The organism is Mesorhizobium sp. CNPSo 4671 (assembly GCF_057784245.1).
Map to the genome: position 1 here is coordinate 265,016 of NZ_JBWLUW010000009.1, position 15,451 is coordinate 280,466.

Genomic DNA, 15,451 nt, shown 5'->3' on the forward strand with positions numbered 1-15,451 from the left:
TTTCGGGATCAGGCGCTGGCCTTCTTCGCCACGCCAGGTTCCGGCAGGATCTCGATCTGCGGACCGGCTTCGATCTCGGCTGCCGAGTCGGCTGCGATCTCGTCGACCAGTTCCACCTCGCGCAGCCACTCGCGCCAGATGGCGACCAGCAGCGCCATCAGCACCGGGCCGATGAACAGGCCGAGAAAACCCATCGTCTTGACGCCGCCGATCAGGCCGAAAAAAGTCGGCAGGAAGGGCAGTTTTATCGGCCCGCCGACGAGCTTCGGGCGCAGTGTCTTGTCGACGATGAACAGTTCTACCGCGCCCCACAGGAACAGCGCCAGACCGGCCATGGGCGAGCCGCTGGCGGCGAGGTAGATCGAGACAAGGGTGAAGGACAAAGGCGCCCCGCCGGGGATGAGCGCCATGACGCCGGTCAGGGCGCCAAGCGTCACCGGCGACGGCACGCCTGCCAGCCAGTAGGCAATGCCCAGCACCAACCCCTCGCCGATGGCGATGACGGTCATGCCCGTCACCGTCGAGGAAATCGTCGCTGGCACGACACGCGAAATCCGCTCCCATCGCGTCGGCAGGATGCGCTCGCCGAGGCGGTCGACCTGGCCGGCGAAATGCTCGCCGTCACGATAGGCGAAGAACAGGGCGATCATCATGAACAGCAACGTCAGCAGCAGCCCAAAGGCACTGCCGCCGGCGGCGAGCGCGCCGCGATAGATGCTGCCGATATTGGCGCCGCTGACCAGTTGGATCAGCTCACCAATGCCGCCGGGATGACCAAAATTGGTCGTCCATTGTTCGTTCAGCCAGTCGCCAATGACAGGCATGGTCGCGATCCAGTGCGGCGTCACGGCCCCGTGCCGATTGGTCTCGATCGCCCAGCCAACCCACTCGCGCACCTCGTTGATGGCATAGGTGCCGGCAAGCGCTATCGGTATCACCAGGAACGCAAGGATGAACAGGATAGCCAGAGTGGCGGCGATGGTGCGGTTGCCGCCGACACCAGCCAGCAGCCGCTGGTAAAGCGGCCAGCTGGCGAAAGCGATGACCAGTGCGGCCAGCACCGGGAACAGGAAGCCGTGGAAAAAATAGACGCCGGCGGCGACGATCAGCACCAGCAGCCAGCGCGCCGCCGACAGCGGCGGAATGACAGCCGACCGCAGCGGCGTCGACAGGCCGAACAGGCGCTGCTGCCGTTCCGGTTTCTGGATTTTGGATTCCTTCAAACGCCCGTCTCTCTCAAACACCCTTCCCCGTTATGCACTGATATAGTGCAGCAATCGTGACGATACTCCAAATGATGATGTGCAGCGTCCTTCTCCCCTTGTGGGAGAAGGTGGATCGGCGCGTTAGCGCCGAGACGGATGAGGGGTGTTCCAGCGGAGTGAGACGTTGGTGTTCCCTGGAGCACCCCTCATCCGACCGAGCTTCGCTCGGCCACCTTCTCCCACAAGGGGAGGAGGAAAGGACGGCCGCTACCCAAACTTCCCCGTCCTCGGGAAACCCTTCGGCACCATGCGCCCCGCCGAGGCCCGGGCGCCGATCCATTCGGCCAGTTCCTCGCGCGACCGGGTGAACGTGCGGTCGGCCGAATCCTGCCAGGACAGGCCTGTCTCCAAGGTGAACGGCTTGAGATCGAGCAGGCCGCCATCCTTGTATTTCTGCAGCCGCACGCCCTTGCCGCGGCCCATCTCGGGAATTTCCGAAAGCGCGAACACCAGCATCTTGCGGTTCTCGCCGACGATGGCGAGGTGATCGCCGGTCACCGGTACGCAGCGCTTGGCTTCGTCCGGCGCCTTGACGTTCATCACCTGCTTGCCCTTGCGGGTGTTGGCGACCACTTCCTCCTCCGGCACGATGAAGCCGTTGGCGTCATAGGAGGCCAGCAGCAGCTTGCGTTTCGGATCATGAACGAAGGCGGTGACGATGTCCTGGTCGTTGTCCATGTCGACGATGATGCGGATCGGCTCGCCATGACCGCGCCCGCCGGGCAGCCGGTCGGCACCGATCGTGTAGAACTTGCCGCCGGTGGTGAAGACCAGCACCTTGTCGGTGGTCTGCGCGTGGAAGGCGAGCTTGAGGCTGTCGCCTTCCTTGAAGGTCAGCGTCGAGAGATCGGCCAGATGGCCTTTCATCGCCCGCAGCCAGCCTTTTTCCGAAACGACAACGGTGACCGGCTCGCGCTCGATCATGGCGTGGGCGATGTCGGTCAGATCGTGCTCGGGCGCATCGGCGAACTGGGTGCGGCGCTTGCCGAGCTCGGTTTCCGGGCCGAACTTGTCGCGAATGCTGGTGACTTCCCACTTGATCGTCGACCATTGCTTGGCATCGGACGCCAGCAGCGCCTCGATCTGCTTCTTCTCGGTGGTGAGGCCGTCGAATTCCTTGCGGATCTCGAACTCTTCCAGCTTGCGCAAAGCGCGCAGGCGCATGTTGAGGATGGCTTCGGCCTGGGTGTCAGTGAGATCCCAGCGGGCCATCATCACCTGCTTGGGCTCGTCCTCCTCACGGATGATCTTGATCACCTCGTCGATGTTGAGATAGGCGATCAGGTAGCCGGCAAGGATCTCCAGCCGTCTTTCGATCTCGCCCAGGCGATGTTTCGAGCGGCGGATCAGAACGTCGCGGCGATGATCGAGCCATTCCTGCAGCACGCCCTTCAGCGACAGCACGTTAGGCACCTTGCCGCGCGACAGCACGTTCATGTTGAGGGGAAAGCGGCTTTCAAGCTCGGTGAGCTTGAACAGCGATTCCATCAGGATACCCGGATCGACGGAACGGCTCTTGGGTACCAGCACGACACGGATGTCTTCAGCGCTTTCGTCCCTGATGTCCTCGAGCAGCGGCAGCTTGCGCGCCATCAACAGCTCGGCGATCTTCTCGATCAGCCGCGCCTTCTGCACGCTATAAGGGATTTCGGTGACGACAATGCTCCAGGTGCCCCTGCCCTGATCCTCCTGGCTCCACTTCGACCGCACGCGAAAACCCCCGCGTCCGGTCTCATAGGCTTCGAGGATGGAGGCGCGGCTGTCGACGATGATGCCGCCGGTCGGGAAATCCGGGCCCTGGACGAACTCCATCAGCTTGGCCACCGGGGCGTCCCGATGCTCGATCAGGTGCAATGCCGCGTCGCAGAGTTCAGCCGCATTGTGCGGCGGGATCGATGTCGCCATGCCGACCGCAATGCCGGACGAGCCGTTGGCCAGGAGGTTCGGGAAGGCGCCGGGGAGCACCACCGGCTCCTCGTCCTCTTCATTGTAGGTCGGCCGATAGTCGACGGCGTCCTCGGTGATGCCGGCGAGCAGTTCAGTCGCCACGTCGGTCATGCGTGCTTCGGTGTAGCGCATGGCGGCGGCGTTATCGCCGTCGATGTTGCCGAAATTGCCCTGCCCGTCGACCAGCGGGTAGCGCATCGAAAAATCCTGCGCCAACCGCACCAGCGCATCATAGATCGACTGGTCGCCATGCGGATGGAACTTGCCCATCACCTCACCGACGATACGGGCACATTTGGCGAAACCCTGATCAGGGTTGAGGCGCAGCAGGCGCATGGCGTGCATGATGCGGCGGTGGACCGGCTTCAGCCCATCACGAACGTCGGGCAGCGCCCGGTGCATGATGGTCGACAGCGCATAGGCAAGATAGCGCTCTTCCAGCGCCTTCTTAAGATCGACCGGTTCAATGTGATCGCCACCGCCATCTTGAGGCGGCAAAAGCCTTTTTCCCATGGGCTGGGACTAGCCGAGCGGGTGATTCGCGGCAAGAGGCGCGCACAGGACCGGACGACTTGTGCGCTGTTCTGCAACAGGAAACAGCAAAGTCGAGCTTGCCGGCCAACATCAGTCTGTTACATGCCACATCTATTGCGAAGCACGGTAACGCTCTACGGCCCGACCTTCATGCCAAATTCACTGCATTCTCCAATAGCATTCGGATGGGGTTTGCCTTTCACCGCGATTTTTGACCATTGTGCCGGGACACGCCTTTTTCCCGTCCAGTTCGTCACGGAATGGTGATGGCGCGAAGAATTGAAAAACAATTTCAGGACACTCTCAGGGACCTTGCGATGACAATCAAACGCTCAACTCTCCGGAAATTCGCTCTTTCGACCTTCTTGTTCACCCTGCCGCTGAATGCGGCCCTTGCCCAGGATGCCGCGGTTGCCGACCGGCTTAAGGCGGCGCTGGCAGCCCAGGGCGTCGACATCTCCTGGACCGGCGTCACCGGCGACAACACCAGCATGGTGCTGCAGGGCGTCGCCATCAAGCCGGCGGCGGAAAAGGAAGCCCTCACCATCGGCGACGTCAAGCTCGAGAACGTGACCGCGGCCAATGGCGGCTTCGACATCGGCACCGTCTCGACCTCGGCCTTCGAACACAGCAAGGACGGCGTCACCCTCAATCTCAGCCCCTTCGTCATCCACGACATGACCGTTCCGGCCGATGGCGCCACCGGCCCGCTGGGCTCGCTGATGATGTACAAATCGGCTGAACTCTCCAACATGACGGTCAAGGTCGCCGACAAGACCGCCTTCTCGATGGACGGGCTTGCCATCCAGATCACGCCGCCCGCGGACGGCAAGGCGATGGAATTCACCGGCAACACGGAAAAGTTCACCGCCGATCTGTCGCTGGTCGACGATCCCAAGTCCAAGGAAGTTATCGACGCGCTCGGCTACCAGAACATCTCCGGCAATTTTGAGATGGCCGGCAACTGGCAGCCTTCGGACGGCAAGATGGAGCTGTCGAAATACGACATCTCCGTCGAGAATGCCGGCACGCTCGGCATGACCTTCGACCTCGGCGGCTACACGATGGACTTCATCAAGTCGCTGCAGGAAATGCAGAAGAAGATGGCCGCGCAGCCGGAAGGCGCCGACAATTCGGCGCAAGGCATGGCCATGCTCGGCCTGTTGCAGCAGCTTTCCTTCAACAGCGCCTCGATCCGCTTCGACGACGATTCGCTGACCGGCAAGGTGCTGGACTATGTCGGCAAGCAGCAAGGCATGTCGGCTAAGGACATCGCCAACCAGGCCAAGGCGATCGTGCCGTTCGGCATGGCGCAGCTCAACAATCCGGAACTGACGGCGCAGGTGACTGCGGCGGTCAGCAAATATCTCGACGATCCGAAGAGCCTCGAAATCTCGGCCGAACCGCCGGCATCGGTGCCGTTCGCGCTGATCATGGCGGGCGCCATGTCCAACCCGCTCGACCTGCCGAAGACGCTTGGTGTCAGCGTCAAGGCGAACGAGGACTGAGCGAAGCGACCTCAAGATCAAGAAAAAGCCCGGCAGCGATGCCGGGCTTTTTTTTGGATTATCGAATCGAAAGAATCGGTTCTGCCGGTTTTTTAAAGTACCGCAGAAACTCGCGATCAGGCGTCCTTCTTGGTCGGCGCGACACGCAGTGCCAGTTCGCGAAGCTGCTGCGGGCTCGCTTCCGACGGCGCGTTCATCAGCAAATCATAGGCCTGCTGGTTCATCGGGAACATGGTGATCTCGCGCAGGTTCTTGGCGCCAACCAGCAGCATGACGACGCGATCGACGCCGGCTGCCATGCCGCCATGCGGCGGCGCGCCATACTGGAAGGCGCGGTAGAGGCCGCCGAAACGCTCTTCCACCGTGGCACGGTCCAGCCCGACCGTCTCGAACGCCTTGACCATGGTTTCGGGCAGGTGGTTGCGGATGCCGCCTGAGGCGATCTCGAAACCGTTGCAGACCATGTCGTACTGGAACGCCTTGATGCCGAGCAGATCCTCGCCGTTCAGCGCATCGATGCCGCCTTGCGGCATCGAGAACGGGTTGTGGGCGAAGTCGATCTTCTTCTCCTCCTCGTTCCATTCGAAGAACGGGAAGTCGACGATCCAGCACAATTCGAAGCGTTCGCGGTCGACAAGGTTCAGCTCCTCGCCGGCACGCGTGCGCGCGGCACCCGCGAAGGAAACGAATTTCTTCGGATCGCCGGCGACGAAGAAGGCGGCGTCGCCATCGGCAAGGCCGAGCTGCTGCCGGATCGCCTCGGTGCGCTCCTCGCCGATGTTCTTGGCCAGCGGACCGGCGCCTTCGAGTTTTTCGCCTTCCTTGCGCCAGAAGATATAGCCCAGCCCCGGCTGACCCTCACCTTGCGCCCAGGAATTCATGCGGTCGCAGAAGGCGCGGCTGCCGCCGGTCTTGGCCGGAATGCCCCACACCTCGGCCTTCGGGTCGTTGGCCAGGATGTTGGCGAATACCTTGAAGCCGGAATCGCGGAAATGGTCGGAGACGGCCTGCATCTCGATCGGGTTGCGCAGGTCCGGCTTGTCGGAGCCGTATTTGCGCATGGCGACATCATAGGGAATGCGCTGGAATTTCTGCGTCACCGGCTTGCCGTTGGCGAAGGTCTCGAAGACCCCGCGGAGGACGGGCTCCATCGTATTGAGCACGTCGTCCTGCTCGACGAAGCTCATTTCGAGATCGAGCTGGTAGAATTCGCCAGGCAGACGGTCGGCGCGCGGATCCTCGTCGCGGAAGCAGGGGGCGATCTGGAAATAGCGGTCGAAGCCCGACACCATGATCAGCTGCTTGTACTGCTGCGGCGCCTGCGGCAACGCGTAGAAGGTGCCGGGATGGATGCGCGAAGGCACCAGGAAGTCGCGCGCGCCTTCCGGCGACGAAGCCGTCAGGATCGGCGTCGAGAATTCGGTGAAGCCGACATCGGTCATGCGCTTGCGCATCTCGGCAATGATCTTCGTGCGCGCCACGATGTTTTTGTGCAGCGTATCGCGGCGCAGGTCGAGGAAGCGGTATTTCAGCCTGATATCCTCGGGATAGTCCGGCTCGCCGAACACCGGCAGCGGCAATTCCTTGGCCGCCGACAGGACCTCGATCTCACGGGCGAAAATCTCGATCTCGCCGGTCGGCAAATTGGCGTTGGTGGTCTCGGGCAAGCGCGCCTTGACCTCGCCGTCGACGCGGATGACCCATTCGCCGCGGACGGTCTCGGCGACCTTGAAGGCAGGCGAATCGGGATCGGCGACGATCTGGGTCAGGCCATAATGGTCGCGCAGATCGATGAACAGCAGGCCGCCATGATCGCGCACGCGATGCACCCAGCCCGACAGGCGAACGGAAGAGCCGACATCGCTCTTTCTCAACTGGGCACAGGTATGGCTGCGGTAACGGTGCATTGTCATTGGTAAAGTCCGGGATGCTGGGTGGCAGGCCAAAGCATCAAGCCCGGCCCAAAATTTGCGCGAAAAGCGCATGAGAGACCGGCTTTGTCAAGGCAAGCAGGCGATCCCGGTGCCCGGATGCCGCCAAGTGTTCAAGCGAAGTGGATTTCGGCGCCCTGGCGTTCGAAATCGGCAAGGATCACGGGCGATGCTGTCTTCTCGACCACCAGATGGCGGATCGCCTCCGCCCCGGCGACGCGATAAGGCGCCGCAGTGGCCAGCTTGTCGTTGGTGACGGCGATGACGATGCCGGCGCTGTTCCTGGCCATGGCCCGCTTAACCTCGGCCTCGGCAGAATCGAATGCCGTCACACCGCGTGAGGCATCCAGGCCGCACGAGCCAAGGAAAAACAGATCGGCGCCAAGCTGCGCAATGGCGGCCAGCGTGTCGGCGCCGACGCACGTTCCGAGGTCGCGAACAAACCTGCCGCCGAGCACGGTCAGTTCGACGAGAGGATGATCGGACAGCGCCGAGGCAACACCGAGCGAATTGGTCGCGATGGTCAATTCGAGGTCGCGTGGAATGGCCTTGGCGATGGCGGCGTTGGTGCTGCCGCCATCGATGAACAGGGCTTGCCCGCGCGCGAGCAACGCCACGGCCGTGTTTGCAAGCCGCGCCTTCTCCTCGACCGCATGGCCGCCGCGCAGACCGATGGGGGCCGCGGCAAAGGGGGCGGCCGCAACCGCGCCGCCATAGACCCGGCGACAGTGCCCGGCTTTCGCCAATTCCCTGAGGTCGCGGCGCACCGTGTCCTCCGAAACGCCGAAGCGGCTCGCCAGCTCGCCAGCCAGCACACTCCCCTCCGCCGCGAGGCGGTCGCGGATAAGCTGGTGCCGTTGGTCGGTCAGCATTGCCTGCTCCTATTTCCGATTGCACGTTCTTGCATGTTCTGCACGTTTATGCAAGGAGTGACCAACCGGGCTGCCGGACAAGCTCGCCTCTCTTCCTTTGAAAGCACCGCGATGCGCTTCGCCCTCAACCTTGCCCCGCAACACCGCGTCTATGCCGGGTTCGCGATCTATTCCTTCGCCATGGGCAACATTTTTCCGCGGCTGCCCGATATCAAGCAGGCCATGGGCATCGAGGACGGCACGCTCGGCCTCAGCCTGATCGGAACGCCGATCGGCACCTTGACGGCGCTGACGTTGGCAACGCCGCTGCTCGAGCGCGTCGGCTTCCGCCGTGCGCTGCTCGCTTTGGTCCCGCTGCTGGCGCTTGCCTATGCGATCGCGGTGCATGCGCCGGGGCCGCTGGCGCTGTTCCTGATGCTCTTTCCGGTCGGCCTGATGATCGGCAGCGTCGAGATCATGCTCAATGTCGAGGCTGACCGGACCGAATTCCTGGTCAAGCGCCGCATCATGAACCGCGCACATTCGTTCTGGAGCATGGGGTTTTTCGGCGCCGGCCTTTTCGGCGCGGCACTTGCGCATCTCGGCATATCGCCGCAATTGCATCTGGCGCTGATCGTGCCGATCGTAGCGATCTCGATGGCGCTGTTCCTCGGCGGCTACCAGCCGGCGCCGAGCCGCTTTGCCGGCACCGGCGAGAAGGCACCCGTGCTGGCAAGACCGACATTGCCGATCCTCGTCCTTGTCGCCGTGACGCTCTCGGCGATGCTGATGGAAGGCGCCAGCATCGACTGGTCGGCGATCTATATGCGCACAGTGTTCGAGTCAGGTCCCTTCGTCGCCGGCTTCACCGTGGCGCTGTTCGCCTTTTCCCAGGCAACCACGCGCTTCTTCGCCGACAGTTTCGTTGATCGCCATTCGCCAAACGGCGTGGCGCGGGTGCTACTGGCGTTGATGGCGGCCGGCGTGATGCTTGTCTTCTTCTCGCCCATGCCGTTCGTGTCCATGCTGGGCTTTGCTCTTCTTGGGATCGGCACCAGCGCGCTCTTCCCGCTGGCGATCTCGGCCGCCGCCCAGCGGACGGACCGGCCGGCGGCGATCAATGTAGCGGCGCTGTCGCAGATCTCCTTCATCGCCTTCCTGCTCGGCCCGCCGTTGCTTGGCTTCGTCTCCGACCATTGGGGCATCCGCTCGGCCTTTGGCATCGGCATACCGTTCATCATCCTCAGCCTGCTGACCGCGGGATCGCTTGGCCGTCGGCCGGCCGCCGACAAACCCGCCGCGCCGGCGGGCGAGCCGTGCGAACCAACTCGGGACAAAGTACTGGCGCGGGCAGCAGAGGGGTGATGGCGCCTCCCTCGTGAAGTCGACGAGAGGACGGGGCAAAAGGACTCAGGCGATGTGCCCGCGGCAAGCCGCTTCGTAATCGGCCAGCACCTGACCGATCGCGTCGTGAAGAATGGCGTTTGGATCTCCCGCCGGCCCGAGCGCGGCCGGCACCATCGGCAGGAACTGCCGCATCAGCGTTTCGGGAATGTTGACGCCGTTGAGCACCTCCAGCAGACGGCCTACGGCAACGCCGGCGGCAGGGTTGGTCCAGTAGTAGCGAATGCGGTCGCTGTAGCTGTAATGCCGCTGCAGATGGAGGCTCGCTTCATCACCATGATAGTGGCTGTGCCAATGGCCGGGCGCTGCCAGCATCACGCGCTCCATCGTGCGGGCTAGCGACCTGTCGCCATAGTCCGCGATCATTTCGCTGGCGATCAGGTCAAGCCCGTAAACCGCCTCGCGCAAGGCAAAGGTCAGACCGGGACCGACTTTAAGGATCGGAAAGCCGTTGCCGACAAGCGCGGTCAGCGCCGCACGGCTTTGGTAGTCGGTGGAATGCGCCTCATAGACGAGCGAAGGCTCTTCATCGAGCAGTCCGGTCAGTGTTTTCGACGCCTCCGGCCTGTAGGCGACGACGTTCTGGCTGCCGAACTCGACGCCGGGCTGCACGACCACTGCAATGACGCGGCCAAACGCTTCCGCCAGACCCTCGCGGGCAAAGATTTCGCGATGAACCTCGATGGTGCGGCGCGCCGCCGCCGCCTCGGTGGGTTTGAGCTCGCTGATTGCGTGATCGACGCCGCCCGGGGCCGGAACTTCGGTGCCGATGATGTAGACCGGCAATGCGCCACCGTGCGCGAGCGCCGCCTTTTCAGCCGCCTTGGCCAGTCGCGCCGCCCGGGTCGCAATGGTCTCGTCATCCAGCGCCGCCGGCTCGCCGGCACAACCCATCGAGGCGTCGAGATGGATCTTGCTGAAACCGGCCCAGACGTAAGCAGTGACCATGGCCTCGGCCTTGCTCATCGCTTGTGCGGCCGGCTCAGTGCGCCACGGGTTTGGTCCGAGATGGTCACCACCGAAGATGATGCGCTGGGGGTCCAGACCTTCCCTGCTGGCGATCTCCAGCACGAAGGCGACGAACAGGTCCGGGGTCATGCCGGTGTAGCCGCCGAACTGGTTGACCTGGTTGCAGGTTGCCTCGATCAGCAACGTGGCTTCCTTGTCGGCGACGGCACGCCTGATCGCCGTCTGGATCACCAGCGGGTGGGCCGAGCAAATCGAGGTGATGCCGTAGGGCGATCCGTTTCTGCGCGCGGTGGCGAGAGCTGCGAGCGGATTGGCCATCATGTCGCCCTCTGTGTCCCGGCAATGAAATCGTCAAGCACGTCGAAGCCGGCAAGGCCCTCCATAGGCCCACGCCGCGTCACGTTGCGGGCGCCGGCGGCATTGGCATAAAACAGCGCCTTGGCAGGCTCCATCCCCTTGCGCCGGCAGGTTAGATAGGTCGCGCCGAAACAGTCGCCGGCCCCGGTGGGGTCGACTTCCTTCACCAGGAAGCCGGCACAGTCGATCCTGCTGCCATCGGCGCCGAAACGGGTGGAACCGGCAGCGCCGCGCTTCAGCACAATCTCGCCGACGCCTCTGGCGATCAGCGCCGTCACCGCCTCACGTTCGTCATCGACACCCGCCGCGGCAAGCAGCTCGTCGCCGGAAGGCAGCAGCAGGTCCGCGTCGTCGACCAGCGCGGAAAATTGTGCGCCGTCGGCGCCGTCGATCAGCTCCTTGCGCACATTCGGATCGAAGGAGGTCGAGCCACCCCTCGCCCGCACCGCCTTTAAGGCATAGGCGACGATCTCCTTCAGCCCGGATACGGACAGGGTCGACCCCATGACATGCAGATGGCCTGCTTTGTCCGCCAGTTGGCGCGCCTCGGCGGTGAGCCGGATCTGCCCGGCGGCGGATTCGGCGATGTTGTAGACGAAGTCCCGGCCGCCGTCCGGCCTGTAGCGCACGAACGCGCTTCCGGTCGGGTAGCGGTCGCTGACAGCAACGGCCGAAACGTCGACGCCGTCGCGCCTCAGCCTTTCCAAATTGATGGTTCCAAAATCGTCGCGGCCGACGCAGCCGATGAGGCCGGCGCCGCCGCCGAGCCTTGCCACCTGGTCGATGAAGATGGCCGGCGCCCCGCTCGGATAGGGGCCCATCAGCGTCAGCGGCTCGAGGAAGCCGACACCCCGCTCCGTCGCCATGATCTCGACCAGGATTTCGCCGGCGACTATCGTCGGCCCCGTGGATTGGGAGGCGATCTCCCTTCGGCGGTTCATTTCCTGCAATTCCTTCTCCCCAGCCGCGCGCCGGTCCCGGCGCGCCGACTGCACGATAGCGCCTGTCCGCAGCCGAGGTAAATTGCGGCAAGGTTGAAGTCAACAAAAACTGCACGCACGTCCATTTGTTTTACTGCGCATGCGGCTTTCTTCGTTACCCCGGATGACGAACCATCAAGCGCAGGGCGAAGGCATGACGTCAGATTCAGGCGACGATACGCTTGACTTGGCTTTCCTGTAGCGCAATAAAATATGTACGCATGTTCACTTACACATGCGCATTCGTAAAGGAGGAGACGAAATGCTGAGAGGTAAGCGTATCGGAATTCTTGGCCTGTCGGCCGCCGCTTCGGCACTGGCGGCCAGTGCCGCCCTGTCCGAGGAGATCACGGTTGCGACGGTCAACAATGGCGACATGATCATCATGCAGAAGCTGTCGCCGGAATGGGAGAAGGCGACCGGCAACAAGGTGAACTGGGTGGTGCTGGAGGAAAACGTCCTGCGCGAGCGGGTCACCACCGACATCGCCACCAAGGGCGGCCAGTTCGACGTGCTGACGATCGGCGGCTATGAGACGCCGATCTGGGGCAAGAGCGGTTGGCTGACATCGCTCAACGATCTCGGCGACGATTATGACTATGACGACCTGATCGCTCCGGTGCGTAGCGGCCTGACCGTCGACGGCAAGCTCTATGCCGTGCCCTTCTACGCCGAAAGCTCCTTCACGCTCTATCGCAAGGATCTGTTCGACGCCGCCGGCCTGAAGATGCCGGAGCAGCCGACCTACGACCAGATCACGGAATTCGCCGACAAGCTCACCGACAAGTCGAAAGAACAATACGGCTTGTGCCTGCGCGGCAAGCCGGGCTGGGGCGAGAACATGGCCTTTGTCGGCACGCTGGTGAACACGTTTGGCGGCCGCTGGTTCGACATGGATTGGAAGCCGCAGATCAATTCCGACGCGTGGAAGAAGGCTATCGGCTGGTATGTCGACACGATGAAGAAGGATGGTCCTCCGGGAATAAGCTCCAACGGTTTCAACGAGAACCAGACCTTGTTCGCCTCCGGCCATTGCGCCATGTGGATCGATGCCACGTCGGCGGCGGGTCGCGTCTATGATCCGAAGCAGAGCAAGGTCGCCGACAAGGTCGCCTTCGCCAAGGCGCCGGTGGCGGTCACGCCAAACGGTTCGGCCTGGGGCTGGGCATGGAGCCTCGCCATCCCGGCCTCGACGAAGAAGGCGGATGCAGCAAAGTCCTTCGTCAAGTGGGCGACTTCGAAAGCCTATGTCCAGCGCGTCGGCGAGACCGAGGGCTGGGTCGCGGCACCTCCGGGAACCCGCAAGTCCACCTATGCCAGCCCGGACTACCAGAAGGCCGCGCCCTTTGCCGCGACGGTGCTTGCCGCGATCGAATCCGCCGATCCAACCAAGCAGACCAAGGATCCGGTCCCCTACACCGGCATCCAGTTCGTCGCCATCCCCGAATTCCAGGGCATCGGCACCGAGGTCGGTCAAGCGATTGCGGCCGCGGTGACCGGCCAGAAGTCGGTCGACGACGTGCTCAACGGCGCCCAGACCTCTGTCGAGAACACGATGAAGGAGGCGGGTTACATCAAGTAGCCGAGCCCGGACAACAAGCCGGGATGCGGAACGTGCGCCGCCTCTCGGCCATCCGGCTCGCCACGGAACTCCCTCGCGGCTGGCCGGAGGATGCGCGGATCCGTCTTGGTGAGCAAAAGGTGGATCCGTGCGTTCCTCGAAGGAGGAGGGATTGCATTCCTCCCGACCAAATTTCGAAATCGCGAAGAGTTGGAACCCTTGAATGAAGCTAGAGAATAAGACAGCCCTGATCACAGGCGGCGCGCGCGGCATCGGCCTTGGCTTCGCTGAGGCCTTCGTGCGCGAGGGCGCGCGTGTGGTGATCGCCGACATCGACATCGAGCGCGCGACCAAGGCGGCGGCGGGGATCGGCCCGCAGGCCAGCGCCAAAAAGCTCGACGTCACCGATCTCGCCGCGATCGACAGCGTCGCGGCGCAAGTCGACAGGGAATTCGGCGGCATCGATATCCTGGTCAACAACGCGGCCATCTTCGACATGGCGCCGGTCACAGACATCACCGAAGCGAGCTACGAGCGCGTCTTCGGCATCAATTTGAAGGGACCGCTGTTCATGATGAAGGCGGTCTCAAACCTGATGATCGCGCGTGGCCGCGGCGGCAAGATCATCAACATGGCCAGCCAGGCCGGCCGCCGCGGCGAGGCGCTGGTGCTGCTATACTGCGCCTCCAAAGCAGCGATCATCTCGGCGACGCAGTCGGCAGCACTGGCGCTCGTCAAGCACGGCATCAACGTCAATGCCATCGCGCCCGGCGTCGTCGACGGCGAGCACTGGGATGTCGTCGACGCCCACTTTGCCCGCTGGGAGGGCCTGAAGCCGGGAGAAAAGAAGGCTGCGGTGGCGAAGTCCGTCCCGATCGGCCGTTTTGCGAACCCCGAGGACATTGCCGGGCTTGCCGTGTTCCTCGCCTCCTCGGACAGCGACTACATCCTGGCACAGACCTATAATGTCGACGGCGGCAACTGGATGAGCTGAGGCTCGCAGCCCAAGGTCAAGGGAGACTGACATGAAGGCGATACGATTTGCCGCGGCCGGCGTCGCCGGCATGGCGGACCTCGAAATGCCCGGCATCAAAGCCGGCCACGCTTTGGTCCGCGTCCGCGCGGCCGGGCTTTGCCACACCGACATCGAGGTGCTGCATGGCCGCTATGGCGTGGGCGCGTTTCCGCTGGTCCCCGGTCATGAATATGCCGGCACTGTCGAGGCGGTCGCCGACGATGTCGTGGCGGTGAAGCCCGGCGACCGGGTCGCCGTCGATCCCAACATACCGTGCGGCCACTGCCCCGCCTGCCGGAAGGGCCTGACCAATCTGTGCGCCTCTTTGAAGGCCTATGGCGTGACCGAGAATGGCGGCTTCGCCGAGTTCAGCCTCGTGGCCGTTGATCATCTGCACGGCATCGGCGATCTCGCCTTCGATACGGCTGCATTGGCCGAACCGCTCGCCTGCGTGCTCAACGGCCTCGGTGCCGCAGGCGTCGAGGTCGGCAAGCACGTGCCCGGCAATGCGCTGGTCTTCGGCGCCGGGCCGATCGGCCTGCTCATGGCGCTGTCGCTCAAGGCCAAGGGGGTCGCAAGCGTGGCGGTCGCCGATATCAGCGAACAGCGCCTTGCCTTCGCCGAGGCTCTCGGACTGGAACCGTTGGTATCCGGATCGCAGGAACTCGCCGCAAGGGCGCGCGGCTTCGATTTCGTCGCCGATGCCACCGGTGTCGCCAAGGTGGTCGAAAGCATGATCGGCTTCACCGCCGATGGTGGCACGGCCCTGGTCTTCGGCGTGTGTGCGCCCGATGCCAGGATCTCGATTGCCCCCTTCGAGATCTTCCGCCGGCAGATCAGACTTGCGGGATCGCATTCGCTCAACCGCAACATCCCGCAGGCGCTCGATATCCTCAAGCGCGACGACGGCACGATGGCGCGGCTTGTCAGCCACCAGCTGCCACTGTCCGAAATGCTGCCGTTCTTCGGCAAAAGCGGCGGCGACCCGGCGACGATGAAAGTACAGTTTTCAGCGGAATCCTAATTTCGAAGAACAGCCGCGCTTGGGGCCGCAGGCAGATTCCCCACTTGGGAAGCCTATTCCTTGTCCTTTCCGCCAAAAGGTGACTCAAGTAGACAGTGACGACGG

General features: G+C 63.4%; 11 protein-coding genes. 5 read left to right on the forward strand and 6 right to left on the reverse strand.

Annotated features, from left to right (window positions below; all coding sequences use genetic code 11):
* Positions 1–8 precede the first annotated feature (8 nt).
* The gene (locus tag AC04SF_RS25120; RefSeq protein ID WP_488479951.1) at positions 9–1,223 is read right to left on the reverse strand and encodes an AI-2E family transporter; all 1,215 of its coding nucleotides are present in this window, start codon (positions 1,221–1,223) and stop codon (positions 9–11) included.
* Positions 1,224–1,472: 249 nt separating this feature from the next.
* Positions 1,473–3,725 carry a DNA topoisomerase IV subunit A gene (gene parC / locus AC04SF_RS25125; RefSeq protein WP_096456935.1) on the reverse strand — a complete coding sequence of 751 codons (2,253 nt, stop codon included), beginning with the start codon at positions 3,723–3,725 and terminating at the stop codon, positions 1,473–1,475.
* Between the two features lie 338 nt (positions 3,726–4,063).
* Between parC and AC04SF_RS25130 the strand changes: the two genes are divergently transcribed.
* Positions 4,064–5,254 (forward strand): hypothetical protein, encoded by a 1,191-nt coding sequence (locus AC04SF_RS25130; protein WP_096456933.1) that lies wholly within the window; start codon positions 4,064–4,066, stop codon positions 5,252–5,254.
* Positions 5,255–5,370: 116 nt separating this feature from the next.
* Here AC04SF_RS25130 and aspS read toward each other — a convergent pair whose 3' ends face one another.
* Both aspS and AC04SF_RS25140 read right to left on the reverse strand, forming a co-directional pair.
* A complete protein-coding gene (gene aspS, locus AC04SF_RS25135) occupies positions 5,371–7,161 on the reverse strand; it encodes an aspartate--tRNA ligase (RefSeq protein WP_488479973.1) in 1,791 nt (596 codons plus the stop codon).
* Positions 7,162–7,298: 137 nt separating this feature from the next.
* The gene (locus AC04SF_RS25140) at positions 7,299–8,057 is read right to left on the reverse strand and encodes a DeoR/GlpR family DNA-binding transcription regulator (RefSeq protein ID WP_488479952.1); all 759 of its coding nucleotides are present in this window, start codon (positions 8,055–8,057) and stop codon (positions 7,299–7,301) included.
* Positions 8,058–8,168: 111 nt separating this feature from the next.
* On the opposite strand from AC04SF_RS25140, the gene AC04SF_RS25145 reads away from it, so the two are divergent.
* Entirely contained in the window at positions 8,169–9,401 is a 1,233-nt protein-coding gene (locus AC04SF_RS25145; protein ID WP_488479953.1) for an MFS transporter, read from the forward strand.
* A 45-nt stretch (positions 9,402–9,446) separates the two neighbouring features.
* Here AC04SF_RS25145 and AC04SF_RS25150 read toward each other — a convergent pair whose 3' ends face one another.
* Positions 9,447–10,727, reverse strand: a complete 1,281-nt coding sequence (locus AC04SF_RS25150; protein ID WP_488479974.1) for a D-tagatose-bisphosphate aldolase, class II, non-catalytic subunit — start codon at positions 10,725–10,727, stop codon at positions 9,447–9,449.
* On the reverse strand, positions 10,727–11,707 hold the full coding sequence (locus AC04SF_RS25155) for a tagatose kinase (protein WP_488479954.1): 981 nt from the start codon (positions 11,705–11,707) through the stop codon (positions 10,727–10,729). The genes AC04SF_RS25150 and AC04SF_RS25155 overlap by 1 nt, the downstream gene beginning before the upstream one ends.
* 301 nt (positions 11,708–12,008) lie before the next feature.
* Here AC04SF_RS25155 and AC04SF_RS25160 point away from each other — a divergent pair, with 301 nt between their 5' ends.
* The 3 genes from AC04SF_RS25160 to AC04SF_RS25170 all read left to right on the forward strand — a co-directional run bounded on the left by AC04SF_RS25160 (position 12,009) and on the right by AC04SF_RS25170 (position 15,346).
* Positions 12,009–13,328 carry an ABC transporter substrate-binding protein gene (locus AC04SF_RS25160; RefSeq protein WP_202350615.1) on the forward strand — a complete coding sequence of 440 codons (1,320 nt, stop codon included), beginning with the start codon at positions 12,009–12,011 and terminating at the stop codon, positions 13,326–13,328.
* A 202-nt stretch (positions 13,329–13,530) separates the two neighbouring features.
* Positions 13,531–14,301, forward strand: coding sequence for an L-iditol 2-dehydrogenase (locus AC04SF_RS25165; RefSeq protein WP_488479955.1), 771 nt, complete (start codon positions 13,531–13,533; stop codon positions 14,299–14,301).
* Between the two features lie 31 nt (positions 14,302–14,332).
* Positions 14,333–15,346 (forward strand): zinc-dependent alcohol dehydrogenase family protein, encoded by a 1,014-nt coding sequence (locus AC04SF_RS25170; RefSeq protein ID WP_488479956.1) that lies wholly within the window; start codon positions 14,333–14,335, stop codon positions 15,344–15,346.
* The last annotated feature ends 105 nt before the right edge of the window (positions 15,347–15,451 follow it).

Excerpts from the sequence above, each read along its gene's own strand:
- parC (WP_096456935.1), bottom strand. The coding sequence starts at position 3,725 with ATGGGAAAAAGGCTTTTGCCGCCTCAAGATGGCGGTGGCGATCACATT.
- AC04SF_RS25130 (WP_096456933.1), top strand. The coding sequence starts at position 4,064 with ATGACAATCAAACGCTCAACTCTCCGGAAATTCGCTCTTTCGACCTTC.
- aspS (WP_488479973.1), bottom strand. The coding sequence starts at position 7,161 with ATGCACCGTTACCGCAGCCATACCTGTGCCCAGTTGAGAAAGAGCGAT.
- AC04SF_RS25140 (WP_488479952.1), bottom strand. The coding sequence starts at position 8,057 with ATGCTGACCGACCAACGGCACCAGCTTATCCGCGACCGCCTCGCGGCG.
- AC04SF_RS25145 (WP_488479953.1), top strand. The coding sequence starts at position 8,169 with ATGCGCTTCGCCCTCAACCTTGCCCCGCAACACCGCGTCTATGCCGGG.
- AC04SF_RS25150 (WP_488479974.1), bottom strand. The coding sequence starts at position 10,727 with ATGGCCAATCCGCTCGCAGCTCTCGCCACCGCGCGCAGAAACGGATCG.
- AC04SF_RS25155 (WP_488479954.1), bottom strand. The coding sequence starts at position 11,707 with ATGAACCGCCGAAGGGAGATCGCCTCCCAATCCACGGGGCCGACGATA.
- AC04SF_RS25160 (WP_202350615.1), top strand. The coding sequence starts at position 12,009 with ATGCTGAGAGGTAAGCGTATCGGAATTCTTGGCCTGTCGGCCGCCGCT.
- AC04SF_RS25165 (WP_488479955.1), top strand. The coding sequence starts at position 13,531 with ATGAAGCTAGAGAATAAGACAGCCCTGATCACAGGCGGCGCGCGCGGC.
- AC04SF_RS25170 (WP_488479956.1), top strand. The coding sequence starts at position 14,333 with ATGAAGGCGATACGATTTGCCGCGGCCGGCGTCGCCGGCATGGCGGAC.